At 63.8% G+C, this 23,818-nt stretch carries 25 protein-coding genes; 3 read left to right on the top strand and 22 right to left on the bottom strand.

Going from position 1 to position 23,818, the window contains the following annotated elements; all coding sequences use genetic code 11:
• Positions 1 to 7: 7 nt before the first annotated feature.
• Positions 8 to 802: an OBAP family protein gene (locus tag AC1DEK_RS03200; protein ID WP_478123737.1), complete on the top strand. Its 795-nt coding sequence runs from the start codon at positions 8 to 10 to the stop codon at positions 800 to 802.
• 14 nt (positions 803 to 816) lie between these two features.
• Here AC1DEK_RS03200 and AC1DEK_RS03205 read toward each other — a convergent pair whose 3' ends face one another.
• The 3 genes from AC1DEK_RS03205 to AC1DEK_RS03215 are packed head-to-tail and all read right to left on the bottom strand — an operon-like array spanning position 817 to position 3,198.
• On the bottom strand, positions 817 to 1,689 hold the full coding sequence (locus AC1DEK_RS03205) for an amidohydrolase family protein (protein WP_478123738.1): 873 nt from the start codon (positions 1,687 to 1,689) through the stop codon (positions 817 to 819).
• A gap of 20 nt (positions 1,690 to 1,709) precedes the next feature.
• Positions 1,710 to 2,456 carry a 23S rRNA (guanosine(2251)-2'-O)-methyltransferase RlmB gene (gene rlmB / locus AC1DEK_RS03210; RefSeq protein ID WP_478123739.1) on the bottom strand — a complete coding sequence of 249 codons (747 nt, stop codon included), beginning with the start codon at positions 2,454 to 2,456 and terminating at the stop codon, positions 1,710 to 1,712.
• A gap of 7 nt (positions 2,457 to 2,463) precedes the next feature.
• The gene (locus AC1DEK_RS03215; RefSeq protein ID WP_478123740.1) at positions 2,464 to 3,198 is read right to left on the bottom strand and encodes an ABC transporter ATP-binding protein; all 735 of its coding nucleotides are present in this window, start codon (positions 3,196 to 3,198) and stop codon (positions 2,464 to 2,466) included.
• A 17-nt stretch (positions 3,199 to 3,215) separates the two neighbouring features.
• On the opposite strand from AC1DEK_RS03215, the gene AC1DEK_RS03220 reads away from it, so the two are divergent.
• A complete protein-coding gene (locus AC1DEK_RS03220) occupies positions 3,216 to 3,866 on the top strand; it encodes an arylesterase (protein WP_478123741.1) in 651 nt (216 codons plus the stop codon).
• A gap of 69 nt (positions 3,867 to 3,935) precedes the next feature.
• Here AC1DEK_RS03220 and AC1DEK_RS03225 read toward each other — a convergent pair whose 3' ends face one another.
• On the bottom strand, positions 3,936 to 4,139 hold the full coding sequence (locus AC1DEK_RS03225; protein WP_478123742.1) for a hypothetical protein: 204 nt from the start codon (positions 4,137 to 4,139) through the stop codon (positions 3,936 to 3,938).
• Between the two features lie 70 nt (positions 4,140 to 4,209).
• A complete protein-coding gene (locus AC1DEK_RS03230) occupies positions 4,210 to 5,403 on the bottom strand; it encodes a PLP-dependent transferase (protein WP_478123743.1) in 1,194 nt (397 codons plus the stop codon).
• Between the two features lie 90 nt (positions 5,404 to 5,493).
• Here AC1DEK_RS03230 and AC1DEK_RS03235 point away from each other — a divergent pair, with 90 nt between their 5' ends.
• Complete coding sequence (locus AC1DEK_RS03235) at positions 5,494 to 7,227, top strand: ClcB-like voltage-gated chloride channel protein (RefSeq protein ID WP_478123989.1); 1,734 nt, start codon at positions 5,494 to 5,496, stop codon at positions 7,225 to 7,227.
• Between the two features lie 21 nt (positions 7,228 to 7,248).
• Here the strand turns inward: AC1DEK_RS03235 and AC1DEK_RS03240 are convergent, their stop codons facing one another.
• The 17 genes from AC1DEK_RS03240 to ndk form a co-directional block, all read right to left on the bottom strand.
• Entirely contained in the window at positions 7,249 to 7,773 is a 525-nt protein-coding gene (locus AC1DEK_RS03240; RefSeq protein WP_478123744.1) for a phosphoribosyltransferase, read from the bottom strand.
• A gap of 23 nt (positions 7,774 to 7,796) precedes the next feature.
• On the bottom strand, positions 7,797 to 9,128 hold the full coding sequence (locus AC1DEK_RS03245; protein WP_478123745.1) for an adenylosuccinate synthase: 1,332 nt from the start codon (positions 9,126 to 9,128) through the stop codon (positions 7,797 to 7,799).
• Between the two features lie 20 nt (positions 9,129 to 9,148).
• The gene (locus AC1DEK_RS03250; protein ID WP_478123746.1) at positions 9,149 to 10,321 is read right to left on the bottom strand and encodes an ATP phosphoribosyltransferase regulatory subunit; all 1,173 of its coding nucleotides are present in this window, start codon (positions 10,319 to 10,321) and stop codon (positions 9,149 to 9,151) included.
• 44 nt (positions 10,322 to 10,365) lie between these two features.
• Positions 10,366 to 10,554: a DUF2065 domain-containing protein gene (locus AC1DEK_RS03255; RefSeq protein ID WP_478123747.1), complete on the bottom strand. Its 189-nt coding sequence runs from the start codon at positions 10,552 to 10,554 to the stop codon at positions 10,366 to 10,368.
• 40 nt (positions 10,555 to 10,594) lie between these two features.
• Positions 10,595 to 11,494, bottom strand: coding sequence for a protease modulator HflC (gene hflC, locus AC1DEK_RS03260; RefSeq protein ID WP_478123748.1), 900 nt, complete (start codon positions 11,492 to 11,494; stop codon positions 10,595 to 10,597).
• Positions 11,495 to 11,505: 11 nt separating this feature from the next.
• Complete coding sequence (hflK, locus tag AC1DEK_RS03265; RefSeq protein WP_478123749.1) at positions 11,506 to 12,843, bottom strand: FtsH protease activity modulator HflK; 1,338 nt, start codon at positions 12,841 to 12,843, stop codon at positions 11,506 to 11,508.
• A gap of 77 nt (positions 12,844 to 12,920) precedes the next feature.
• Complete coding sequence (hflX, locus tag AC1DEK_RS03270; RefSeq protein WP_478123750.1) at positions 12,921 to 14,090, bottom strand: GTPase HflX; 1,170 nt, start codon at positions 14,088 to 14,090, stop codon at positions 12,921 to 12,923.
• A gap of 53 nt (positions 14,091 to 14,143) precedes the next feature.
• Entirely contained in the window at positions 14,144 to 14,389 is a 246-nt protein-coding gene (hfq, locus tag AC1DEK_RS03275; RefSeq protein ID WP_055796495.1) for an RNA chaperone Hfq, read from the bottom strand.
• Between the two features lie 123 nt (positions 14,390 to 14,512).
• Positions 14,513 to 15,853, bottom strand: coding sequence for a ribosome biogenesis GTPase Der (gene der / locus AC1DEK_RS03280; protein ID WP_478123751.1), 1,341 nt, complete (start codon positions 15,851 to 15,853; stop codon positions 14,513 to 14,515).
• Between the two features lie 21 nt (positions 15,854 to 15,874).
• The gene (gene bamB, locus AC1DEK_RS03285) at positions 15,875 to 17,020 is read right to left on the bottom strand and encodes an outer membrane protein assembly factor BamB (RefSeq protein WP_478123752.1); all 1,146 of its coding nucleotides are present in this window, start codon (positions 17,018 to 17,020) and stop codon (positions 15,875 to 15,877) included.
• The gene (locus AC1DEK_RS03290; RefSeq protein WP_478123753.1) at positions 17,017 to 17,709 is read right to left on the bottom strand and encodes a YfgM family protein; all 693 of its coding nucleotides are present in this window, start codon (positions 17,707 to 17,709) and stop codon (positions 17,017 to 17,019) included. Before AC1DEK_RS03290 ends, bamB begins: the two co-directional genes overlap by 4 nt.
• A gap of 6 nt (positions 17,710 to 17,715) precedes the next feature.
• Complete coding sequence (gene hisS, locus AC1DEK_RS03295) at positions 17,716 to 19,026, bottom strand: histidine--tRNA ligase (RefSeq protein ID WP_478123754.1); 1,311 nt, start codon at positions 19,024 to 19,026, stop codon at positions 17,716 to 17,718.
• Between the two features lie 8 nt (positions 19,027 to 19,034).
• Positions 19,035 to 20,327, bottom strand: a complete 1,293-nt coding sequence (ispG, locus tag AC1DEK_RS03300; protein WP_478123755.1) for a flavodoxin-dependent (E)-4-hydroxy-3-methylbut-2-enyl-diphosphate synthase — start codon at positions 20,325 to 20,327, stop codon at positions 19,035 to 19,037.
• 10 nt (positions 20,328 to 20,337) lie between these two features.
• The gene (locus tag AC1DEK_RS03305; protein WP_478123756.1) at positions 20,338 to 21,240 is read right to left on the bottom strand and encodes a helix-turn-helix domain-containing protein; all 903 of its coding nucleotides are present in this window, start codon (positions 21,238 to 21,240) and stop codon (positions 20,338 to 20,340) included.
• Positions 21,233 to 22,069 (bottom strand): type IV pilus biogenesis/stability protein PilW, encoded by an 837-nt coding sequence (gene pilW / locus AC1DEK_RS03310; RefSeq protein ID WP_478123757.1) that lies wholly within the window; start codon positions 22,067 to 22,069, stop codon positions 21,233 to 21,235. The genes AC1DEK_RS03305 and pilW overlap by 8 nt, the downstream gene beginning before the upstream one ends.
• A gap of 4 nt (positions 22,070 to 22,073) precedes the next feature.
• A complete protein-coding gene (gene rlmN / locus AC1DEK_RS03315; protein WP_478123758.1) occupies positions 22,074 to 23,222 on the bottom strand; it encodes a dual-specificity RNA methyltransferase RlmN in 1,149 nt (382 codons plus the stop codon).
• A 23-nt stretch (positions 23,223 to 23,245) separates the two neighbouring features.
• Positions 23,246 to 23,671 carry a nucleoside-diphosphate kinase gene (gene ndk, locus AC1DEK_RS03320; protein WP_286568383.1) on the bottom strand — a complete coding sequence of 142 codons (426 nt, stop codon included), beginning with the start codon at positions 23,669 to 23,671 and terminating at the stop codon, positions 23,246 to 23,248.
• Positions 23,672 to 23,818: the final 147 nt, after the last annotated feature.

Genomic DNA, 23,818 nt, shown 5'->3' on the forward strand with positions numbered 1-23,818 from the left:
GAGTCCCATGCGCACCGCTTTTCTCGCTGTCCTTGCCGCGACGACCATTGCCGCGGGATGCGGTGGAAGCAACACCGCGTCAAACGTTGATTCGCCAGGCGCCAAAGAGGCCGGCAAGACCAAGGCGCTGGAGGCAGGCGCCGCCGCCATGCAGGACAGGCCGCCGATCGAAGCGATCAACACCTACCTAGACGGATTTCACTTCTACAACGGAAATCCGCAGGGCCAGATGGAGGCCCATCACTACTGCACGATCCTCAATGATGAGTTGATCCAGTGCGTAATCTATGACGGCAACGTCAAGGACGCAAAGATCATGGGGGTCGAATACATCATCAGCGAGCGGCTTTTCAAGACCCTCCCGGCTGAGGAAAAGTCCCTTTGGCACAGCCACGTCCATGAAGTGAAGTCAGGCCAGCTCATCGCTCCCGGGATTCCGCAGGCTGCGGAGCACGAACTGATGAAGAAGATCATCAGCACCTACGGCAAGACCTGGCATACCTGGCACACGGACCGCCACAAGGAACTGCCGCTTGGTGTGCCGCAGCTCATGATGGGATTCACTGCCGACGGGCAGACGAACGCTGACATGGTCGCGGGGCGTGACAAGCGTTTCGGCATCGACAGCGCGGAGAAGAAGAAAGACCGTGAATCGATCGGTGCGCCCGAGATTGCCGAAGGCGCCGGCGCCTGGCAGCAGGGCAAGGTCATGCAAATTGCCGATCCGACGGGCCAGGAGCACGCCAGTCCTGAAGGTGCGCAGAACAATCCGGGTGCGACCGTCAGCCGGCCCGCCAAATAGCTGGCGTTGCCGGATCAGGCATCGAAGCGGTAGAAGGCTTGTGGGTTGTGGACCAACAGGCGCTCTCGCAATGCCTTTTCAGGCGCGATCTGCGACAGCGCGTCGACCAGCACGCCGTCGTCCGGCACATGATCGTGCAGCGGATGCGGCCAGTCGGTGCCCCAGAAGCAGCGATCCGGAAAGTCATGCACGAGCGCGCGGGCGATGGCGATGCCGTCGGTGTAGCCGAGTTCGCGCGAAATGCGCGAAATGCGGTCGATGCCGCTGACCTTGACGCGGAACAGCGGGTTCTTCATCAGCGTGTGGAGCGCAACGAAGTCGGCGTGCGCCGTTCCCGCAGAGGCATCGACGCGCGCCATGTGGTCGACCACGACGGGAACTGCACTTTCCGCAAGCGGCGCCTCCAACGCATGAATTAGCCCGCGATCGAAATGCACCTGCAGGTGCATACCCAGAGGCGCCAGCCGATGAGTGAAATCAACGACACGCCGGGCATCGAAATCGTCCTGCGAATCCTTGGTGAAATTGAAGCGCACGCCCCTGAAGCCCGCATCGGCAAGCCGCGAAAGCTCTTCATCGTCCACATCGAGCGGCAGCAGGGCCACGCCCAGGTAGCGTCCGCCGCCCGCCGCGATCGCGTCTTCGACCACGCGGTTGTCATGGCCGTGGCACAGCGACTGCACGATGACGCAGCGATCGACACCAAGGCGGCGATGCAACGCGAACAGCGTCTCCTTGGGCGCATCGGCCGGCGTGAAGCTGCGGCGCGCCGCAAACGGGAAGCGCGCTGCCGGGCCGAACACGTGCACATGCGCGTCACAAGCGCCAGGCGGCAGGCGCAGCTTCGGCGTGGAAGGCTCGGGGTTGTACGTGAGCGTCGGCTGCACGGATTGCTGGGAGAAAAGCGTCAGACGAGCCGCTGGCGCATGGCCTCGTAGAGACACACGCCGCTTGCGACCGACACATTGAGGCTCTCGACCGTGCCCGCCATCGGAATGCTGACCAGCTCGTCGCAGGTCTTGCGCGTGAGCTGTCGCATGCCCTCGCCTTCGGCGCCCAGCACCATCGCGAGCGGACGCTTCAAGTCGCACTGGTAGAGCGTGCCGGGGGCATCGTCGCTCGTGCCTACGCACCAGATGTTGCGTTCCTTGAGTTCGCCCAGGGTTCGCGCAAGATTGGTCACCATGAAGTACGGCACCGTCTCGGCCGCACCGCTCGCAACCTTGGCGACGGTGGCGTTGATGCCGGCTGCATGGTCCTTCGGAGCAATCACCGCGTGGGCGCCCGCGCCGTCTGCAACGCGCAGGCAGGCACCCAGGTTATGGGGGTCGGTCACGCCGTCGAGCACCAGCAGCAGCGGCATGGTGCCGGCGGCTTCGAGGCCTTCGAGCAGTTCGTCCAGCGAATGCGTCTGGGCGACCGGCTCCACGCGCGCGGCCACGCCCTGGTGGCCGTGGCTGCCGGCCAGCTTTGAAAGGCGCAGACCGTCAGCCTCGATCAGCCGCACGCCGGCTTCCTGCGCGCGCGCGATGAACTGCCGCATTCGCGCGTCGCGCCGGCTTGCATCGAAGAGCACCTCGATCACCGACTTGGGTGCGGTCTTGATGCGCACGCCCACGGCATGAAAGCCGAAGATCACTTTGGGAGAAGACATCGGGCGATTATCGAGCCGCCAACGACGTGCGCTCGGGCGCGTGTCCGTCGAGCGCCACGCGGCCTGCCTCGATGGTGATCCGCCGTTCGCAACGATCGGCGATGCTGCGGTCATGCGTGACGAGCACCAGCGTCGTGCCGAGTTCGCGATTGAGATCGAACATCAGCTTCATGACTTGCTCGCCCGTCGCAAAGTCGAGGCTCCCCGTGGGCTCGTCGGCCAGCAGCAATGCCGGCTGCACGACAAACGCACGGGCGAGCGCCACGCGCTGCTGTTCGCCGCCGGACAGCACCTTGGGGTAGTGGCCCAGCCGCTGGCCGAGACCGACCCTGCCGAGCATTTCGGTCGCGGCCTTGCGGGCGTCCTTGCGGTCGGCGAGTTCGAGTGGCAGCATCACGTTCTCGAGCGCGCTCAGGTTGCCGAGCAGCTGGAAACTCTGGAACACGAACCCGACCTTCTGGGCGCGCAGGGCCGCACGATCGTCTTCGTCGATGGCGAAAAGATCCTCCCCGGCCAGCTTCACGGTGCCACGGGTGGGCGTGTCCAGGCCCGCGACGATCGACAGCAGCGTGCTCTTGCCCGAACCCGACGCGCCGACGATGGCGGCAGTCTCCTTCGCGCCCAGCGTGAAATCGATGTCCTGCAGAATGTCCAGCGTTCCGGTTGAATCGGTGACTGACTTGTAGACATGTTCGACCGCAACAATTGCTTCGGGTGGACCATCGGTTCGGATTGAGGACATTGAAAGGATTTCGCGAAGTGAATCGACGTCACTTTATCTTGAGCGGCACGCTGGCCGGCACTGCGGGGGCATCCCTGTCGCTCGAAGCGCTGGCCGCGACGGGCAAACAACCCGTGATCCTGGTGGTCGGCGACTCGCTTTCTGCGGAATACGGACTCAAGCGTGGCGATGGCTGGGTGCCGCTGATGGAGAAGCGCCTGGCCGAGCAGAAGATTCCCGCCACGGTGATCAACGCCAGCATCAGCGGCGACACGACCTCGGGCGGCCGCGCCAGGTTGCCGGGGCTGCTCGCTCAGCACCAACCCACGCTCGTGGTGCTGGAACTGGGCGCCAACGATGCGCTGCGGGGGCTGCCGCTCGCAAGCACTGAAGACAACCTGCTGCAGATGACCAAGGCCGCGCAGGCCACCGGCGCGCAGGTGCTGATCGTGGGCATCCAGGTGCCGCCCAACTATGGCAGCGACTACACGCGGCGCTTCGAGGCGATCTTCACGAAGATCGCCAGCGCAACGAAGGCACCCATCGTGCCCTTCCTGCTGAAAGGGGTGGCGGACAGTCCCGACGCGGCCATGCTGTTCCAGGCGGACCGCATTCATCCGACAGCGGTTGCGCAGCCCCGCATGCTCGACAACGTGTGGACGCCCTTGCGGAAGATGCTGCCGAAGTAAACGAAAAAGCAAGAAAGCCGCCGCGGGCGCTTGCCTGCGGCGGCTTTCTGTTGGGTGGTGGCAATCGACTCAGCCGTTCTTGGTGGGCAGTTCGGGAATGGTCGGTGGGTCGCGTTCAAGCGAGGCCACGTCGGTTTCCGGATCACCCGGGGCCAACCCATCGCTGCTGGGCGAAAGCTTGCGGCTGGCTTTTTCCCTTGCCTTTTCTTCCTTCTTCTTTTTCTTTGCCAGTTCCTTCTGGCGCTTTTCATAGCCATAGTTGGGTGTTGCCACTGCTTCTCCTTCGGGCGAGGCAGTCAGGTTGACTGCGCTTGATCGGACTGTACGCGATATCCGCGCCGGTTCAGAGTGCCCCGAGAGCCTGTTCCAGGTCGGCGCGCAGGTCTTCGACGTCCTCCAGGCCGATGGAGAAGCGCACCAGTGTTCCCTTGTGCGGCCACGGCGCAACCGCGGGATCGCGCATCAGGCCGATGTCGTACGGCACCACCAGGCTGATGGGGCCTCCCCACGAGTAGCCGAGCCGGAAAAGTGCCAGGCTGTCGCAAAAGCGATCGATCTGTTCCGTGCCGTAGCGTGCATCGAAAACCACCGAAAACAGGCCGGCCGCGAGGTCGGATGCACCGCAGAGGCGCAGCCAATGCTCGTGCCCTGGCGAGCCTTCGAGGGCAGGATGCAGCACCTGCACGATCTCGGCACGGTCTTGGAACCAGCGGGCCAACTCTCTCGCGCTGCGGTCGTGAGCTGCATAGCGCAATGCAATGCTCGGGAGCGATCGCAGCAGCGTCTCGACGTCGCCGACGCCGATGCCGATGCCCATCCGCATGTGGGTCAGCTTGAGCGCCCTGTGCAGGCGCTCGTCGCGGGTGATCACGCTGCCCATCAGCACGTCGCCGCCACCGCTCGGATATTTGGTAAGCGCATGCACGGAAATGTCGACGCCCTGTCCGCTGCCGTTGAAGTCGAAGGGCGCGAAGGCGAGTCCGGCGCCCCAGGTGTTGTCGAGCGCGACATCGATCCCGCGCGCACGGCAGACGCCGGCCAGGGCCGGCAAATCGGGGAATTCCATCGTGACCGAGCCGGCCGCCTCCACCCATACGAGCTTGGTGCGGTTGGACAACTTGGCCGCGAGGTCCGCCGGATTCATCGCGTCGTAGAGCTTGTGGGTGATGCCGAAATTGGCGAGTTCGCCATTCGCGAGCGCCTTGTTCGGGCCGTAGGCGTTGTCCGGGATGAGCACCTCGTCGCCGGTCTTCAGAAGCGCAAAGCACACCAGCGAGATCGCCGCGAGCCCGCTCGGGAGCAGCAGGCATTCGGTGCCGCCTTCGAGAGCGGCAAGACGCTCTTCGAGAGTGAAGGTGGTCGGCGTGCCGTGCAGACCGTAGGTGTAGCCGGCCTTGGTCTTCCAGTCGCGCGCGCGCATGGCGGCGACATCGGCAAAGAACACAGTCGACGCCTTGTAGACACCCGCTTGCGGCGCCGCGAAATTCGCGGGCGGGATGTACGGATGGTGGATCAGGTCGGTGATGGGCTTTCGCATCCCGCCATGCTAGTCGACTGGGTCAGGCTGCGCACGACCCAGCTGCGCGTGGCTAACATCGTCCCTTTGTCCACTGAAGCCAGCATCCGCATGACCCGTGTCGCGACTGTCCTCTTGAGCGCCCGCGCGGCCCTGCAACGCGCCTTCGGCGTCACCGCCTGGCAGTCCATGCTCCTGTGGTCCATCGTGGCCGGACTACTGGGCGCGCTCGCCACCGAACTCTTCCGCGCGGCCTTCTACGGTCTGGAACTTCTGCTGCTCGGGCAGAGCGGCGGGCTGGTGAAGATCGCGCACAGCCTGCCCTGGTGGGCGCGCATCCTCACGCCCACCGCCGGCGGCCTCGTCGCTGGGCTGCTGCTGGTCTGGGCGCGTCGAGCGGCGGTGCAGAAGTCGACCTCCGATTACATGGAGGCCATCGTCCTGGGAGATGGGCGCATCCCGGCAAGACAAACCTTGACGCGCAGCGCGTCATCGCTGGTCAGCATCGCCAGCGGCGGATCGATTGGTCGTGAAGGATCGATGGTCCAGCTTGCCGCCCTGAGCGCGTCTCTCCTGGGCAGCGCCTTGCGGCTCCCGGTGGAGCGGTTGCGGCTGCTGGTCGCCTGCGGCGCTGCGGCGGGGCTCACGGCCGCCTACAGCGCGCCGATCGCCGGCGCTTTCTTCGTGGCCGAGATCGTCCTGGGCTCGATTGCCATGGAAAGCGTTGGCCCGATCATCATTGCATCGGTGGTTGCCAACATCACGATGCGGGCGCTGCCGGGCTATCAAGCTCCGTACGAAATGCCGCCCTTCCCCCTCGTCCATGGCGCGGAGGTGTTGCTCTTCGCGCTGCTGGGCGTGCTTCTCGGCTTTGCCTCCGTCGGCTTCCTGCGTTCGCTCGGCGCATCGCGTGCGCTCTTTGCGCGCCTGCCCATGGCGCTGCCCTGGCGGATGGCGCTGGGCGGCCTTGTCGTGGGGCTGATTTCGGTGCCATTGCCGGAGGCTTGGGGCAATGGCTACAGCGTGGTCAACGCGGTGCTGCACTCGCCTTGGCCCTGGGTCACGATCGCGCTGGTGCTGGCGGGCAAGACGATCGCAACCTTGGCGACGGCAGGCTCCGGCGCGGTCGGCGGCGTGTTCACACCGTCACTGTTTGTCGGCTGCATGATCGGCGCGCTTTTCGGCCAAGCCGCCCACGCGCTTTGGCCGCTTGCCACTTCGGCACCTTTTGCCTACGCGATCGTCGGCATGGGCGCGTTCCTGGCGGCGGCCAGCCAGGCTCCCCTGATGGCGATCCTGATGATCTTCGAGATGACGCTGAGCTACCAGGTGATGTTGCCGTTGATGGCCGCCAGCGTCATTGCGTACTTCGTGGCCCGCTCGGCCGATGCCGGCTCCATGTACGAGATCACCGTGCATCGCCGCGAGCAGCACGACGAACAGCTTCGGCTGCGCGCCCTGTGCGCACGCGATCTGGTCGAGCCTGCTGATACAGTCATCAGCCCGGATGCGGACCGGGAAACGATGAGTCGTCTGTTTCTGCAATACCCGGTCAAGTATCTCTATGTCGTCGACGTGGAGCAGCGCTATCTCGGGGTCGTCCCCTTGTCGGCGCTGGGAGCGTTGCCCGAGAGCCAGGCGAACCGACAGCCACGCGCGGCAGACTTGCTGTCGGAGTCGATCCAGGCGATCACTGCGGACATGGGCCTGAGCGCTTCTCTCGAACGCTTTCTGCAGCACCGCGGCGAGCGGCTGCCGGTGATCGAGAGCGAGGAACGACCCGTGCTGCTCGGCGTGGTGACGAAGAGCGCCCTGCTGTCGACCTACGTGCGACTGAGCGGCTAGCCGCCAGGAGACCTTGGCCGGTCAGACCGACCACTTCTCCATCAGCTTCTCGGCGCCCATGGAGTCGTAGCCTTCGAAGGGCTGGTGAATCCAGGGATTCGTGTGCAGGAATTCGACCGAATAGTCGGGCGTGAAGGTCGACAGCGCCTTGGTCCAGAGCACGGCGCTTCGCAGTTCGGTGATGGGCTTGTAGCTGCTCTTGAGCATTTCAACCACGGCATGCAGCGTGTGGCCCGAATCCGCAAGGTCGTCGACCAGCAGCACCTTGCCGGCGATCTCGCCCTTGGGCGTCGTGATGTAGCGAGCAATGTCGAGATGGCCCTGGATGGTGCCGGCGTCCGCGCGATAGGAACTGGTCGACATGATCGCCAGCGGCTTGTCGAAGATGCGCGACAGCACATCGCCGGGGCGCATGCCGCCGCGAGCAAGGCACAGGATGGTGTCGAACTGCCAGCCCGACTGGTACACCTTGATCGCGAGCTTCTCGATCAGGTTGTGATACTCGTCATAGCTCACGTAAAGGTGTTTGCCGTCTTCGGTCAACATGAAAATCGTCTCCTGCGGGTGGGTCAATCAGCCAGATAGGGATGGCGCATCATGATCGTGTGATCGCGATCGGGACTCGTCGACACCATGTGGATTGGCACGCCCGTGACCTGCTCGATGCGCTGCAAGTACAGCCGCGCGTTGATCGGCAGCTTGTCGTATTGCGTCACGCCCACCGTGCTTTCGCTCCAGCCTTCGAGCTTTTCATAGACCGGTGTGCAGCGTTCGATCTCGTCGGCGCCCATCGGCAGGATGTCCGTGTATTCGCCGTCCAGCTCATAGCCGGTGCACAGCTGCAATTCTTCCAGCCCGTCCAGCACATCGAGCTTGGTGATGCAGAGTCCGCTCAGGCCGTTGACCTGCGCCGAGCGCTTCAGCAGCGCCGCGTCGAACCAGCCGCAGCGACGGCTGCGTCCGGTGGTCACACCTCTTTCGGCCCCGACCGTGCTCAGGTGGTAGCCCACCGTGCCGGGCTTTTCCCAGTCGAGTTCGGTGGGGAACGGCCCACCGCCAACGCGCGTGCAATAGGCCTTGGTGATGCCGAGCACGTAGTGCAGCATGCCCGGCCCGACGCCCGAACCTGCGGCCGCGTTGCCCGCCACGCAGTTGCTCGAGGTGACGTAGGGATAGGTGCCGTGGTCGACGTCGAGCAGCGTGCCTTGCGCGCCTTCGAACAGCAGATTGGCCCCCGCCTTGTTCGCGTCGTTGAGTTCGCGCGACACGTCCGCCATCATCGGCTTGAGGAGTTCGGCATGGCGCATGGCTTCGTCATAGACCACGTCGAAGTCGATGGCGGAAGCACCGAGCACCTGGGTCAGCACATGGTTGTGCAGGTCAAGCAGAACGCGCAGCTTGGTGGCGAAACGATCAGGATGCTTCAGGTCCTGCACACGCAAGGCGCGACGGGCGATCTTGTCTTCATAGGCGGGGCCGATGCCCCGGCCGGTCGTGCCGATCTTCTCGATGCCGCCCTTCTCGCGATAGGCCTCGCGAGCGATGTCGAGGGCCGCGTGGAAGGGCAGGATGAGCGGACACGCTTCGCTGATACGAAGGCGCGAACGCACCTCGACGCCTGCCTTTTCAAGTCCTTCGATCTCTTCGAAGAGCTTGGCAGCCGAAAGCACCACGCCGTTGCCGATGTAGCACTTGACGCCTGGCCGCATGATGCCGCTCGGGATCAGGTGCAAGGCTGTCTTCACGCCATTGATCACCAGTGTGTGGCCCGCGTTGTGCCCGCCCTGGAATCGGACGACTCCCTGCGCGCTCTCGGTCAGCCAGTCGACCAACTTGCCTTTGCCTTCGTCGCCCCACTGGGTGCCGACGACGACCACGTTTCTTCCGGTGGTTACGCTCATGATGTTTCGCTTCAGAGGATTCAGATGGGTTGCACGCGCCATTGCCCGCCGTGCTCGACGAGCTCGCGGTCGCAATGGAATTCGTCGATCTCGCTGTCATGGCCAGGCAATACGCACACCACGGTTTCGCCTTTGCTGCGCAATTCGGCAATGGTTTTGTTGAGCACCTCGGCATCGCTCCAAGGCGCGCGAATTGCGGCACGCAAGGGCCTCGCCGGCAGCACCCCGACCAGTTCACGCACATCGAGGCTGAAGCCAACAGCCGGACGGTTGCGCCCGAAAACGGCGCCGACTTCGTCGTAACGGCCACCGCGCACCAGGGCGTCGCTGGCACCTTCGGTGTAGATGCCAAAGCGCATGCCGCTGTAGTAAGCGTAGCCGCGCAGATCCGCGAGGTCGAAGGTCACGCGCGCCCCTTCAGGCCCTTCAATGTGAGCGGCGAGTTGCTTCAGGTCGGACAAGGCCGCGCGCACGCCTGCGCTGTCGGGCAAAACCTTGGCGGCTTCGTCGAGAACTGCGGCATCGCCATACAACTGGACGAGCGCCAGGAGGCCTTCGCGCGCGGACGCTGGAAATGCGGCCGTGAGACTGCGCAGGGTGCTCGAATCCTTGGCGGCCAGCGCCGCATGCACGCGGGCGATGGCGGCAGCGTCGACCGACACACCAGCAAACAATGAACGAACGATGCGCGCGTCCGCCATGTCGACGATGACAGGCGCCTGCGCATGGCCCGCCAACCCGGCGGCGCACAGGCAGTCCAGCGCCAGGTGAAGGATTTCCGTATCGGCCTCGAGCCTTGCGTGGCCGTAGATTTCGGCGCCGAACTGAAGCGGCTCCCGAGTGGCGTGCGGGCGATCAGGGCGCGTGTGGAGGACGGGGCCGCAATAGCAAAGGCGTGTCACCCCGGCCCGATTGAGAAGGTGTGCATCGATGCGCGCCACCTGGGGCGTGGTGTCCGCGCGCAAACCCATGCTGCGGCCCGAGAGCTGGTCGACCAGCTTGAAGGTTTGAAGATCGAGCGCCTCCCCGGTACCGGAAAGCAGCGATTCGAGGTGTTCGAGCAACGGCGGCATGACCAACTCGTACCCGTAGCCACGGGCGGTATCGAGCAGTTCGCGTCGAAGTTCTTCGATGTGGCGGGCCTCGGAAGGCAGCACATCGGCAATGTGATCCGGAAGGACCCAGGCGGACATGGGGATCGGGGGCGTGGTTAAACCGGGATTCTACCGGCAGCGCGTCAGCCCAAAACCCAGAGCAGAAACAGGCCAAGGAGAATGCTGCAGAGCCCGAAGAAGCGCAGTTGCCCGTCTCGCAACTGCATCAACTGGCTGAAGCCACGCCGCCAGCCGCCTGGCGAAAGAAAGGGCAGCAACCCTTCGATCACCAGGACGAGCGCCAGCGCACTCCAGAACGTGTCAGTGTCCACGTGGAACCCAGATTTCGGTCAAGCGGGGCGCGCGTCTCAGCTACCGACGCGGTGCGCTCGAGGTCGATCCCGAACTCTGCATCGATCGGAAGAAATCGGAGGACGGATCCAGCACCATCACGTCGCTCTTCTTGTTGAAGCTTTGCTTGTAGGCATCGAGGCTTCGGTAGAACAACGCAAATTGCGGATCGCGCCCGAAGGCCTCGGCATACAGGCTTGCGGCACGGGCATCGCCCTCGCCCTTGATTTTCTGTGCGTCGCGATAGGCGTTTGCCACGATCACTTCGCGCTGACGATCGGCATCTGCGCGGATCTTCTCGCCCTCGGCAACGCCCGTGGAGCGCAGCTCGTTGGCGACACGCTTGCGCTCGGCTTCCATGCGGCGATAGACCGACTCGGTGATCGCCTCGACATAGTCCACGCGCGTGATCCGGACGTCGACGACGTCGACGCCCCATGGCTTGGCACCCTTCACCACCGCCAGGACCTCGCGCTGGACGTCAGCCATCAGGGCTTCGCGACGCACGGAAATCAGGTCGCGCACCGTGCGCTTGTTGATGTTTTCCTGGAACGCATTGCGCACGACCCGGTTGAGCTGCACCGCGCCGGCGTTCTCGTCGAGGCCGACGTTGCGGATGTATTCCGAAGGGTTGGTGATGCGCCAGCGTACGTACCAATCGATGACGACGCGCTGCTTCTCGGCCGTCAGCATGGGCTCGGGATCGATGCTCGACAAGGTCAGCAGGCGCTTGTCGATGTACGACACGTTCTGGAAAGGCGGCGGCAGCTTGAAATTCAAGCCCGGCTCGGTAATGACTTCCTTGATCTGCCCGAGGGCGTAGACCACACCGAATTGGCGCTGGTCAACGACAAAGAGTGTCGAGCTCGCCAGTGCAAGCACCACGAGGATCGTAGAGACGATGAATCCGATTCTGTTCATGGGTTCTGTCCTCAGCGCACGTCGCGGTCACGTGAGCGGCCATCGCGTGCACGGGCATCGCCTATGTTGGGCGCAACGGGAATGACCGACGACTGCGGCGGTGCCGTGCCTGCGACGTTGGGGCTCGCGGCATCAGACGGAGTGGCTGCGTTGTTCTGGGCGCTTTGCTGTACCAGCTTGTCCAGCGGAAGATAGAGCAGATTGGAGTTTTGCTTGGAGTCGATCAGCACCTTGGTCGTGCTGCTGTAGATCTGCTGCATCGCATCGGTATACATGCGGTCGCGCGTAACTTGCGGCGCCTTCTGGTATTCGGTCAGCACCGAGCTGAAGCGCTGCGCATCGCCCTGCGCCTGCGCAATGATCCGGGCCTTGTAGGCTTCGGATTCTTCCTTCAAGCGCGAGCCCGTACCGGTGGCGCGCGGCACCACGTCGTTCGCGTAAGCCTGCGCTTCGTTCTTGGTGCGCTCGCGTTCCTGTCCAGCCTTGAGGACGTCGTCGAAAGCGGCCTGCACTTGCTCAGGGGGTCGAACGCCGCCCTGCTGAAGATTGATGCCCACGATCTCGACCCCGACCTTGTAGCGGTCGAGAATGGTTTGCATCAGGGTACGCACGCGCGGTGCGATCTGGTCGCGTTCGTCGGCGAGTGCCGCATCCATGCGCATCTTGCCGACCACTTCGCGGACCGCGGTTTCGGCGACCTGCACCACAGTGTCGCTGGGCGACTTGCTTTCATACAGGAACGCCCGCGCATCGCTCAGGCGGTACTGCACGGCAAACTTGATCTCGACGATGTTTTCGTCTTCGGTCAGCATGGCCGACTCGCGAAGGCCCGTGGAACGAACGATGGTGTCTCGGCCCACATCCACGGAGCGGATCTGCGTGACCACCACCAGCTCGTGGCGCTGGATCGGATAAGGCAGGCGCCAGTTGAAGCCCGCCCCGACGGTCGTCTTGTATCGACCGAATTGCGTGATCACTGCCTGCTGGCCTTCATTGACGATGAAGAAGCCAGTGCCCAGCCAGATCAGGACAGCGACCGCGGCTACGAGGCCGATGCCGAAGCCCGCGTTCTTCATGTCGGGCTTGAGGCCACCGCCGTTGCCGCCGCCAGGGCGGTTGTCGCCACCGCGCCCGCCGCCGAACAGACCGCCCAGCTTGCGATTGAAGTCACGCCAGAGTTCGTCGAGGTCCGGTGGTCCTTGGTTGGGACCTTGGCCGCGCGGACGGTTGTTGTTGTTTCCCGGGGGTGGCGAGGGAGGCTCGCCGTCCGGCCGGTTACCGGAGGGTCGATCACCGTTTGACGAGGAATCGTCGCCCCGGCCCCATCGGCCGTCGTTCAGGTTGAACATGCCGGAAAACCGTCTCCACACTGGCTTTGCATTCATTCGGTTCTGTTCTTTAGTCAGTGAAGGTGATTGTGCCCAATTCAATTCGCGGCATTGTGCAATTCGGCGGCGGTGTCTGGGGTCATGCCCTCATCGGGCGGACCGGATCTGCGTGCCAGCTCGGCTCGCAATGCAGGGATGCCCTCCCCCGTGTGGGCGCTCACGAAAATGCGGGGCACTTGGACCCCGTCGACGTTCATCTCATCGCACATCTGCAGGGGTCGTTGGCCGGTTTCAAGAGCATCCAGCTTGTTGAAGACCAAAAGCTGAGGCACCGTGTCGGCGCCGATCTCCTCGAGCACGGTCTGCACTTCGGCCATCTGCTCAGGGTGGTTGGGATTGGAGACGTCGACGACGTGGAGCAGCAGATCGGCGTCGACGGCCTCCTGCAGCGTGGCCTTGAAGGCATCGACCAGGCCGTGCGGGAGTTCGCGGATGAAGCCGACGGTGTCGGACAGCGAGACCTTGCGCCTCGCATCGCCCAGGTAAAGCTGGCGAGTGGTCGTGTCGAGCGTCGCGAACAACTGGTCGGCCGCATAGGCTCGCGCCTTGACCAGTGCATTGAACAATGAGGACTTGCCGGCATTCGTGTAGCCGACCAGAGAAATGTTGAATGTGTCGCGGCGCTCGCGCTGGCGCCGCTGGGTGCCGCGCTGGCGCTGCACCTTGCCGAGCCGCTCGCGCGTGCGCTTGATCGCCTCGCCGATCATTCGGCGGTCCAACTCGATCTGCGTTTCGCCTGGGCCGCCGCGCGTTCCGATGCCGCCGCGCTGACGCTCAAGGTGCGACCAGCGGCGCACCAGCCGAGTGCTCAGGTACTGCAGCCTGGCAAGCTCGACCTGCAGCTTGCCTTCATGCGATCGGGCGCGCTGGGCGAAGATTTCCAGTATGAGAAAGGTGCGGTCATAGACCGCTACACCGAGTTGACGCTCGAGGTTGCGCTGCTGCGCCGGGCTCAACGCCTGGTCGAAGATGACTTCGCTGGCGCGATGCAGTTCGGCGAGTTCTCGGATTTCGTCGGCCTTGCCGCTTCCCACAAAAAGGGCGGCATCAGGCGCCTTGCGTTTGCACACGAGACGCGCGACGGGTTCGAGTCCGGCGGTTTGTGCAAGGAGGCCGAGTTCCTCGAGTTCGCCGTCGAAATGGGGCAGGCCAAAATCCACGCCGACAAGAACGACGGCGCCTTCCTTGCGGGGAATGGGTTCAGACAATCGGTATCACATTGGGAAAAGCGCGGTGGACGAACCACCGCGCTCCGTGCCGTTCAGGCGGCTGCGTCTTCGTTCTCGGCAGCCGAGAAGTTGACGGCCCGCCCAGGCACGATGGTGGAGATGGCATGCTTGTAGACCATCTGGGTCACCGTATTGCGAAGCAACACGACGTACTGGTCGAACGACTCGATCTGACCTTGCAGCTTGATGCCGTTGACCAGATAGATCGAAACCGGCACGTGCTCACGACGCAAGGTGTTCAGAAATGGGTCTTGTAAAAGTTGCCCTTTATTGCTCACGATATTCTCCGTGTTCAAGAGTTGTTGTTGAGCCGGTCACCTTAACACAGCGATTCTGCGCTGCAGCAAAAAACGCCAATGGCCTTGGAAAAATAACGATTCTCAAAGACCGGAACGGCGTGATCAATTGTCCTTGTCCACGTATGGATTGTGCGAGGTCTTGAGCTCGATACGCAAGGGCGTGCCGACCAAATCGAACTCCTTGCGAAATCGTCCTTCGAGAAAGCGCTTGTACGCATCGGTGACGTGCTCAAGCGAATTGCCGTGGATCACGATCACCGGCGGATTCATCCCACCCTGGTGGGCGTAGCGCATCTTGGGTCGATACATCCCGGATCGCTTGGGCGCCTGGAATTGCACGGCTTCGAGCAGCAGGCGCGTAAGGACAGGCGTCGACATCTTCCGTGTTGCCGACTTGTGAGCCTGCACGATCGATTGCCACAGCGGCCCAAGCCCCTGGCGCTTGGCGGCTGAGATGAAATGCAATGAAGCGAACTTCAGGAAGGGCAGGCGCGTTTCGATCTGCCGCTGCAATTGCTCCCGCTGGTAGCTGTCCACCGCGTCCCACTTGTTGACCCCGATCACCACCGCACGGCCGCTCTCGAGAATGTAGCCTGCGATGTGGGCGTCCTGGTCGGTGATGCCCTGCGTCGCGTCCAGCAACAGCAGCACCACGTTGGCCGATTCGATGGCCTGCAGCGTCTTGACGACCGAGAATTTCTCGATGGCTTCGAACACCTTGCCCTTGCGGCGCAGCCCGGCCGTATCGATGAGCTCGAAGCGCTGGCCGTTGCGCTCGAAGGGAACCACGATGGCATCACGCGTAGTTCCGGGCAGGTCGAAGGCGACCAGCCGCTCCTCGCCGAGCCAGGTGTTGATCAGTGTCGATTTGCCGACGTTGGGACGGCCTGCGACTGCGAGCTTGATCGGCTTGTTGACGTCGTCTTCCCCGTCGTCCTCCGGCTCCGGCAGTTGGAGCGGTTCGAGTGCCAACTCGACGAGGCCACGAATTCCCTGTCCGTGGGCCGCGGAGATGCCGTATACCTCGCCGAACCCGAGTTCGTAGAAGTCGACCAGCTTCGTGCCGTCGTGCATGCCTTCGGCCTTGTTGGCGACCAGCACACAAGGCTTCCCGAGGCGCCGCAATTCGTTGGCGATGTCGTGATCCTGGGCCGACAAACCTTCGCGCGCGTCGACGACGAAAATGACCACGTCGGCCTCGGCAACGGCCTGCCGGGTCTGCTTGGCCATTTCCTTGAAGATGCCGCTGCCCGCGTCGGGTTCGAAACCACCGGTGTCAATCACGATGAACTCATGCTTGCCTTGGCGGCCGTTGCCGTAGTGGCGATCGCGCGTGAGCCCGGCGAAGTCGGCGACGATGGCGTCGCGCGTCTGCGTCAACCGATTGAACAAGGTCGACTTGCCCACGTTGGGACGCCCGACCAGCGCAATGACCGGCTTCATCGAAGGCGTCCTTCCATCACGTTATTCCGGCCGGTAGCCGAACACGCCGCCATTGCGGGTGACGACCACGACCGTGTTGCCGGCCAGGACCGGCGTTGCGACGATGGCGGATCCATCGGGCGTGACGCGGTTCAGTGCGGAGCCGTCGTCGCGCGACAGGAAGTGCAGCAGTCCTGCGGTGTCGCCGATGATCAGCGACCGGCCCACGGCGAGCGGTGCCGTCAGGGTGCGGTACTTGAACAGGTCGGCTTGCTGCCAGGCGCGCTCGCCATCGGAGCGGCGCCAAGCGATCACGGCGCCGTTTTCTTCGGTGCCATAGACGAAGCGATCGTCTCCGCCTACGCCATCATTGCCAGCCGCGGGCTTGCTCCAGACCAGCGAACCGCGGGTCGTATCGACACAGCCAACGGTGGCCGAATACGCACGGGCGCAGACACTGTCGCCCACCCTGCTCACGCTGCCGGTCAAATCGACGAGGCGTTCCACATCATTGGTGCCGCGCGGGGCTGCGATCGGCGCCTCCCAGCGCGACGTTCCATTGGCGGGATTCATGCCGACGAGCCGCCCGCCGACGCCGACGACCAGCGTGTCACCCACGGCCAGCATGACGCCGGAGCGCTTCAGCACGAGGTTTTCGGCAGTGCGCTGCTGGGACCAGAGGCGACGGCCGCTTTGGCCGTCCCAGGCACTGGTGGTGCGGTCGGCTGTCTGCACGAACACCCGGCGGCCAGCGACCAGCGGCGCCGTGAAGGACTGCGCCGTCAGGCGCTGCTTCCACAGGACCTTGCCGCTCTGGAGCGCAACGAGTTCGCTGTTGGCCGTCACCACGGCGGCCACGGAACCATCAGTGCCGACGCCAGCCAGCAGAGGCTCGCCGACGCTCGCGCGCCAGACCTCGCGCCCAGCTCGTGCATCGATCATGGCGACCGTGCCGTCACTCGCAGCGACAGCGACAAGATCGCCGCTCACAGCCACCGACAACGGGAACTCGACGGCCGGGATCTTGACGTTCCACGCCTGGCGAACACTCATCAGCCCAGGATTGGCGCCCAGTTCGGCGGGCTTCGGCCTCGATGTGCCGGAGCACGCCGCCAATGCGGCAATCAGAACCACGGCAGCCCCGGTGCGCAGGATGGGCGCTGAAGGCAGGAAACGCTTGAAATTCATGGTGTGGTCTTCGCAGGGGATGCAGCGCTGGCGGTGGAAGCCAGGCTCTTCGGGTCGACGCCGACAGCGTTGAGCTTGATCTCGACGAGGCGGCGGTACTCGGTGCGCGGATCAAAAGCCGTCCAGGCTTTCTGGTACTCGGCCTTGGCTTCATCGCGTTTGCCTTGAGCGAGATAGATATCGCCCTTGCGGTCCGCGACCAGCGCTTCGAACTGCTTCGGGAAATCGCCGGAGAGCTGCTTGAGGGCTTCGTCATAGGACTTTGCGTCAAGCAACTCGGCAGCAAGCCGCAGTCTGGCGACCGCCTGGTAACCGGGGTCGACTGCATGTTCGGCCACCCAGCCCAGCGCGGAGCGCGATGCATCGGCGTTGCCCTTTTCGTAGAGCGCCCTCGCAGCCAGCAAGCCAGCCTGTTGGGCGTACGCGGTGCCGGAAAACTTGTCCTTCATGTCGGCCAAGGTCCGTTCGATGCGGGCAGTGTCGCCCGCCTGCGCGCTGCGTTCGACCTCGTCATAGAGCGCGGACGCCTGGGCGGCCTTGTTGCGCTGGAAGTATTGCCAGCCGTTCCATGCCACGAAGGCACCGGCCGCGAGAAGCACGACCCAGGTGATCAAGGTGCCATAGGTGTTCCAGAAATGCTTGAGCTGGTCGAGCTGTTCCTGTTCTTCGAGATCGAGATGGGTGGCCATGCGCTGTCAGTTGTTGGGAGCGGAGGATTGTAGGGTGGCGGCCCAAGCGGCCGGATCGGTCAAAGAGCGGGTCGACTGGGCACCGGTCCCGTCGCGCAGCGCCTTCACGGTGACCTCGCCACGGGCGAGTTCGTCGGCTCCGAAGATCAGGGCGAACGTGGCACCGCTGGCATCGGCCTTCTTGAACTGGGACTTGAAGCTCCCCAGCCCATCTGCGGTGGCCGCATGCATCTGGGCACGCACGCCTGCGTCACGCAACTGTTGCAGCGTGCGCAGGGCGATCGGCATTGCCGCGGCATCAGAAACCACGGCATAGACGTCGGGCACGGAAGCCGGGATAGGCGTGCCCTGCTCCTTCATGAGGTCGAGCACTCGCTCCACGCCAATGGCCCAACCGACAGCGGGCGCAGGCTTGCCGCCGATCTGCACGATCAGGTCGTCATAGCGGCCGCCGGCACACACGGTGCCCTGAGAGCCCAGCCGATCGGTCACGAACTCGAACACGCTCAGGTTGTAGTAGTCGAGCCCGCGCACCAGGCGGGGATTGATGGTGTAGGCGACGCCGTTGGCATCGAGGATGGCCCTGAGTCCATCGAAGTGCGCGAGCGATTCGGCGCCAAGAAAGTCAATCAGCTTCGGAGCCGATTCGACGACGGCTTTCATGGTGGGGTTCTTGGTATCGAGGATGCGCAGCGGATTGCTGTGCAGACGGCGCTTGGCGTCTTCGTCCAATTGGTCGGCGTGCTTTTCGAAGTGCGCGATCAACTCGGCCCTGTGCAGCGCGCGCTCGGAGGGCTGCCCCAAGCTGTTGAGTTCAAGGCGGACGTCCGTCAGGCCGATGACTTTCCATAGCGCATTCGCGAGGAGGATGAGTTCGGCATCAACATCGGGGCCGGCAAATCCGAGCGCCTCTGCGCCGATCTGGTGAAACTGCCGAAAACGGCCGCGCTGCGGCTTCTCGCGACGAAACATCGGGCCGATGTACCAGAGGCGCTTGCCGCCGTCATACAGCATGTTGTGCTCGATCACGGCGCGCACCACGCCGGCCGTGTTCTCGGGCCGGAGCGTCAGGTGATCGTTGTCGCCATACTTGTCCGAGCGGTCGTGAAAGGAGTACATCTCCTTCTCGACAATATCGGTCACCTCACCAATGCCCCGCACGAACAGCGCCGTGTGTTCGAGGACCGGCGTGCGGATGTTGCGATAGGCATAGCGCCCCATCAGTTCGCGGACCGTGGATTCGAGCCACTCCCAGCGCGCCGATTCGGGCGGCAATATGTCGTTCATGCCTTTGACGGCATTGAGTTTTTCAGCCATGGATGAGATCAGGCGAGTTGCGCAGCATCGGCGCTGCCAAAACGCTTTTCAATGTATTTTTCGACCAGTTGATGGAACTCGTTGGCGATGTTGTCGCCGCGCAGCGTGAGCGCCTTTTCGCCGTCGATGAAGACGGGGGCAGCAGGGGCTTCGCCGGTGCCGGGCAGACTGATGCCGATGTCGGCATGCTTGCTTTCGCCTGGGCCATTGACGATGCATCCCATCACCGCGACCTTCATGGTCTCGACGCCGGGATACTTCGTGCGCCACACCGGCATCTGCATGCGCAGATAGTCGTCGATTTGCTTGGCGAGTTCCTGGAACGTGGTGCTGGTGGTTCGGCCGCAGCCTGGGCACGCTGTGACGCTCGGGACGAAAACCCGCAGCCCCAGTGCCTGCAGGATCTCGTTGGCGATGATCACTTCCTGGGTACGCGATTCACCGGGCTGGGGCGTGAGAGAAACGCGGATGGTGTCGCCGATGCCTTCCTGCAGCAGGATTGAAAGCGCGGTGGCCGAAGCGACGGTGCCTTTCGTTCCCATGCCGGCTTCGGTCAAGCCCAGGTGCAAGGCATAGTCGCATCGCTTCGCGAGTTCGCGGTAGACCGAGATCAGGTCCTGCACGCCGCTGACCTTGCAGCTGAGGATGATCTGGCGCCCGTCCATCCCCATCGATTCGGCGAGCCGCGCGGATTCGATGGCAGACGTCACGAGCGCTTCGTACATGACCAGCTTCGCGTCCCATGGCTCGGCGCGCTGGCTGTTGATGTCCATGAGGCTGGCGAGCAGTTCCTGGTCGAGACTGCCCCAGTTGACGCCGATGCGAACCGGCTTGTTCCACCGCATCGCCGCATCGATCATCTGGCCGAACTGACGGTCGTGCTTGTCGCCCTTGCCGACGTTGCCGGGATTGATGCGGTACTTGCTGAGCGCTTCGGCGCAGGCCGGGTAATCAGTCAACAAGCGGTGGCCGTTGTAATGGAAGTCGCCGATGAGCGGAACATCGACGCCCATGCGATCGAGCTGCTCACGGATGTACGGCACCTGCGCGGCGGCCTCGGGCGTATTGACGGTGATCCGGACCATCTCGGAGCCGGCGAGCGCCAGTTCCTTGACCTGGATGGCGGTGCCGATCGCGTCGACCGTGTCGGTGTTCGTCATCGACTGGACACGCACCGGCGCATCACCGCCAACGGTGACCGTGCGAGCCCCCCAGGTCACGCTGGCTTGACGGGAGCGCCTTGCCTTGGGCGCGGCGGGTTCGATCGGCAGGCAGCCGATGGTGCTGAGGGCTTCAGTCATGATGTGTCGCTCAAGGTTTGACGTCGAAGCGTGCCACACCTCCGGAACGCGTGAGCGGCGCAAGGTCGAAAGGTTTGCCGCGCACTTGAACCTGCAGGCCGGCTGCGCGCCCCACCACCACGGTCAGTGGCAACTTGCCGTTCAATCCGACCGTTTCGCCGGCCTTGACCGTGCGATGTAGCAATTGCTTGCCGCCAGCTTCGGTCACGCTGACCCAGGTGTCGTCGCGCGCGACGAAGACGATCAGGTCATTGCTCGGGACGGCAGCCGCGGGAGCGGGCTCCTCCACCACCGCGGGTTCGGCGGGAGGTTGGACGACCATCGCCGTCGGCGGGGGGGCGGCTTCGTTCACCGCGCCTGGCGCGGCGGGCTCCGCCTTGGGCGCCACGGCGGCCTGTTCGGTCGCCGTGTCGCGTGTCGTCCAGCGGGAAATCGATGCGCCGAGTTCGTCGAAAAGCGACTGCGGAAGCCAGAACAGAACCGCGGCACCAATCAACAGCAATACAACCACCGTCAACAAGGCGCGAGACGGCAGTCCCCCGGCACCGCCACCCGAACGCGGTGACGAAGAACGCAGGCTTTTGCTGATGACGCGGTCCGCGTCGGCCAGCCCGGGGCGTTGTGCGCCTGGAAGCTTTGCCAGCACCGGGGCGGGATCGATGCGCAACGCCCGGCAGACGCTGGCCGCAAGAGCACGGGCGAACACCGGATCGGGCAACGACTCGATGTCGTCGGCTTCGAGCGCGACCAGCTTTTGCGGCGACACCTTCAGGGCAGCGGCGACCATGTCGATATGCAGGCCGTGCGCTTCCCTTGCTTCGCGCAGCATGTCCCCGGCAGTCATGTGCGTACTGTCGCCACCCACCAGGGGCACCGCCGCGGATGCCCCGAACTCGCTCGCACGCTCAATCATTGAAATTCCCGCGGTCGTATGCCGACGCTTCCTTGGAGTCAGGGAAACGACGCTGCAATTGCCCGCCCAACTGAGTGCTCGCCTCGCGGTTGTTCAGTTGGCGTTCGATCTTGATGCCCAGCCACAGCGTCTCGGCGCTGGCCGCTGGACTGTTGTTGACGCGTCGGATGTAGAACTGCGCCCTCGACCATTCGCCGCGCCCCGCCAGAAGTGCTGCCAGGTTGTAGGCAACCACAGGGTTGCCGGCTTCGAGTTCGTAAGCCTGCGTCAGGCTGCGCTCTGCTTCGGCCTTCTGGCCGGCCCTGAGCTGGCACAGGCCCTGGGTCATGAGCGTCTTGGGGCGTTCGGTATAGGACGGGACGGACAAGGCCGCCGTGAACTGCTGCTGGGCGTCGGCATAGCGGTTCTGCTGGCAAAGCAGCCACCCGTAGTTGTGAAGCACGTTCGGATCTCGCGGATCCAAGGCAATGGCACGGCGGAAGCTGTCCTCCGCGCCGGCCGGATCATCGAGCCGCATGTAAATCAGGCCGCGGAGGTTGTAGGCGTCGGCAAAGGTGGGGTCCGCCGCGACCGCCTGTTTGATTTCGTCCAGAGCGACCGTCGTCTGCCCTTGCTGGTAATACCCGATCGCGAGTTCGACGCGCAATTTGGCGCGCTTGCGGGCGTTGGTTTCGTCGGACTCCGTCACGATGGCTGCAGCATTGGCCGTGGAATTCGATGGCAAGCTCGCGTTCTTGGTGCTTACGCAGGATGCCAGCACGAAGACGGCGGCGAGGCCCAGGAGCGCTCGCATTGCTCGTCCGTGCAGTGTCGGAAAGGCCTTGCTCATCGGGTCATTGCTCCTCGGCTTTGGATTTGGATGCTCCGGCCCGGGCCGGATGCAAGATGACCGTGCGCCGCTGCGCCATGCGCTCCGCGGCATGGGTGCGGTCCTTCACGTCGCCGGCCAGTTGGCCGCAGGCGGCGTCGATGTCATCACCACGGGTCTTCCGCACCGTGGTCACGATGCCGGCTTCGCTGAGGATCTTCGCGAAAGTCAGCACACGGGGCTGCGGCGAACGCAGCAACCCGGACGCGGGAAAAGGATTGAAAGGAATCAGGTTGAACTTGCATGAAACGCCCTGCGACCGCACAACCTCAATCAGTTGACGGGCATGCTCAGGCTGGTCGTTCACGCCATCGAGCATGCAGTATTCGAAGGTAATGAAATCTCGCGGCGCATGCGCCAGATAGCGCTTGCAGGCGTCCAGCAGTTCGGCGATGGGGTACTTTCGGTTGAGCGGCACCAAGTCATTGCGCAACGGATCATTCGGCGCGTGCAGCGATACGGCGAGGGCAACGGGACAATCCGCCCCCAGGCGGTCGATCATCGGCACCACGCCCGAAGTCGAAACCGTGACACGCCGGCGCGAGAGGCCATAGCCGTTGTCGTCGAGCATGGTGCGCAAGGACGGCACCAGCGCAGAGTAGTTCTGCAGGGGTTCGCCCATACCCATCATCACGACATTCGAGATGACTCGCTCGCCGCGCACGAGATGCTTTCGCAGGAAATGCTCAGCAAACCACAATTGGGCAACGATCTCGCCGGTCGTGAGGTTGCGGCTGAAGCCCTGATGGCCCGTCGAACAAAAGCGACAGCCTACGGCGCAGCCAGCCTGCGACGAAACGCACAGCGTTCCCCGATCGTCCTCGGGAATGAACACGGCCTCGACCGCATTGCCGTCGCCGACATCGAAGAGCCACTTGATGGTCCCGTCGGTTGATTCATGCTGCGTGATCACCGGGAGCGCCTCGACGCGTGCGGTGGTCGCGAGTTTCTCGCGCAGCGTCTTGGCGAGGTCGGTCATTTGCGCGAAGTCGCTGGCGCCCCGTTGGTGGATCCAACGGAACAGCTGCGTCGCGCGGAAGCGCTTTTCACCCAGCCGTTCGCAAAACGCGGCCAACCCCTCCAGATCGAAGTCGAGCAGATTGGCCGTAGTCATTGCGTCGGGGCGTGGGGCGACCTTCAGCGCGCGTAGACGTTGAGGCCGGCGAAGAAGAAGGCGACTTCGTTCTTGGCTGTTTCAGGAGCGTCCGAGCCATGCACGGCGTTGGCGTCGATGCTGTCGGCGAAGTCGGCGCGAATGGTGCCGGCGGCTGCCTTCTTGGGGTCCGTGGCACCCATCAGGTCGCGGTTCTTGGCGATGGCGTCTTCGCCTTCGAGCACTTGAACGAATACCGGGCCCGAGATCATGAATTCGACGAGGTCCTTGAAGAAGGGGCGCTCCTTGTGGACAGCGTAGAACTGCTCAGCTTCGCTGCGCGACAGGTGCACGAGCTTGGCGGCCACGATCTTGAGGCCGGCGGCCTCGAAGCGGGAAACGATCTTGCCGATGACGTTCTTTGCAACGGCGTCGGGCTTGATGATGGAGAGGGTGCGTTCGATGGCCATTGAAGTGCTTTCCTGAGTGCTTGAATTTGAATGGAATTCATCAGTGCCGAAATGCTGACATTGCGGCGCTTGACAAAGCCCATGATTTTAGCCGGCGAGACAGCATCAACCCGCGAGTAGCGAGCGAAAGACTGCCGCCGAATCGAA

This window comes from Variovorax sp. 10N420 (assembly GCF_056394705.1).

Coding starts and splice junctions, on each gene's coding strand:
- AC1DEK_RS03200 (WP_478123737.1), top strand. CDS start 8: ATGCGCACCGCTTTTCTCGCTGTCCTTGCCGCGACGACCATTGCCGCG.
- rlmB (WP_478123739.1), bottom strand. CDS start 2,456: ATGTCTTCTCCCAAAGTGATCTTCGGCTTTCATGCCGTGGGCGTGCGC.
- AC1DEK_RS03215 (WP_478123740.1), bottom strand. CDS start 3,198: ATGTCCTCAATCCGAACCGATGGTCCACCCGAAGCAATTGTTGCGGTC.
- AC1DEK_RS03230 (WP_478123743.1), bottom strand. CDS start 5,403: ATGCGAAAGCCCATCACCGACCTGATCCACCATCCGTACATCCCGCCC.
- AC1DEK_RS03235 (WP_478123989.1), top strand. CDS start 5,494: ATGACCCGTGTCGCGACTGTCCTCTTGAGCGCCCGCGCGGCCCTGCAA.
- AC1DEK_RS03240 (WP_478123744.1), bottom strand. CDS start 7,773: ATGTTGACCGAAGACGGCAAACACCTTTACGTGAGCTATGACGAGTAT.
- AC1DEK_RS03245 (WP_478123745.1), bottom strand. CDS start 9,128: ATGAGCGTAACCACCGGAAGAAACGTGGTCGTCGTCGGCACCCAGTGG.
- AC1DEK_RS03250 (WP_478123746.1), bottom strand. CDS start 10,321: ATGTCCGCCTGGGTCCTTCCGGATCACATTGCCGATGTGCTGCCTTCC.
- hflC (WP_478123748.1), bottom strand. CDS start 11,494: ATGAACAGAATCGGATTCATCGTCTCTACGATCCTCGTGGTGCTTGCA.
- hflK (WP_478123749.1), bottom strand. CDS start 12,843: ATGTTCAACCTGAACGACGGCCGATGGGGCCGGGGCGACGATTCCTCG.
- der (WP_478123751.1), bottom strand. CDS start 15,853: ATGAAGCCGGTCATTGCGCTGGTCGGGCGTCCCAACGTGGGCAAGTCG.
- bamB (WP_478123752.1), bottom strand. CDS start 17,020: ATGAATTTCAAGCGTTTCCTGCCTTCAGCGCCCATCCTGCGCACCGGG.
- AC1DEK_RS03290 (WP_478123753.1), bottom strand. CDS start 17,709: ATGGCCACCCATCTCGATCTCGAAGAACAGGAACAGCTCGACCAGCTC.
- hisS (WP_478123754.1), bottom strand. CDS start 19,026: ATGGCTGAAAAACTCAATGCCGTCAAAGGCATGAACGACATATTGCCG.
- ispG (WP_478123755.1), bottom strand. CDS start 20,327: ATGACTGAAGCCCTCAGCACCATCGGCTGCCTGCCGATCGAACCCGCC.
- AC1DEK_RS03305 (WP_478123756.1), bottom strand. CDS start 21,240: ATGATTGAGCGTGCGAGCGAGTTCGGGGCATCCGCGGCGGTGCCCCTG.
- pilW (WP_478123757.1), bottom strand. CDS start 22,069: ATGAGCAAGGCCTTTCCGACACTGCACGGACGAGCAATGCGAGCGCTC.
- rlmN (WP_478123758.1), bottom strand. CDS start 23,222: ATGACTACGGCCAATCTGCTCGACTTCGATCTGGAGGGGTTGGCCGCG.
- ndk (WP_286568383.1), bottom strand. CDS start 23,671: ATGGCCATCGAACGCACCCTCTCCATCATCAAGCCCGACGCCGTTGCA.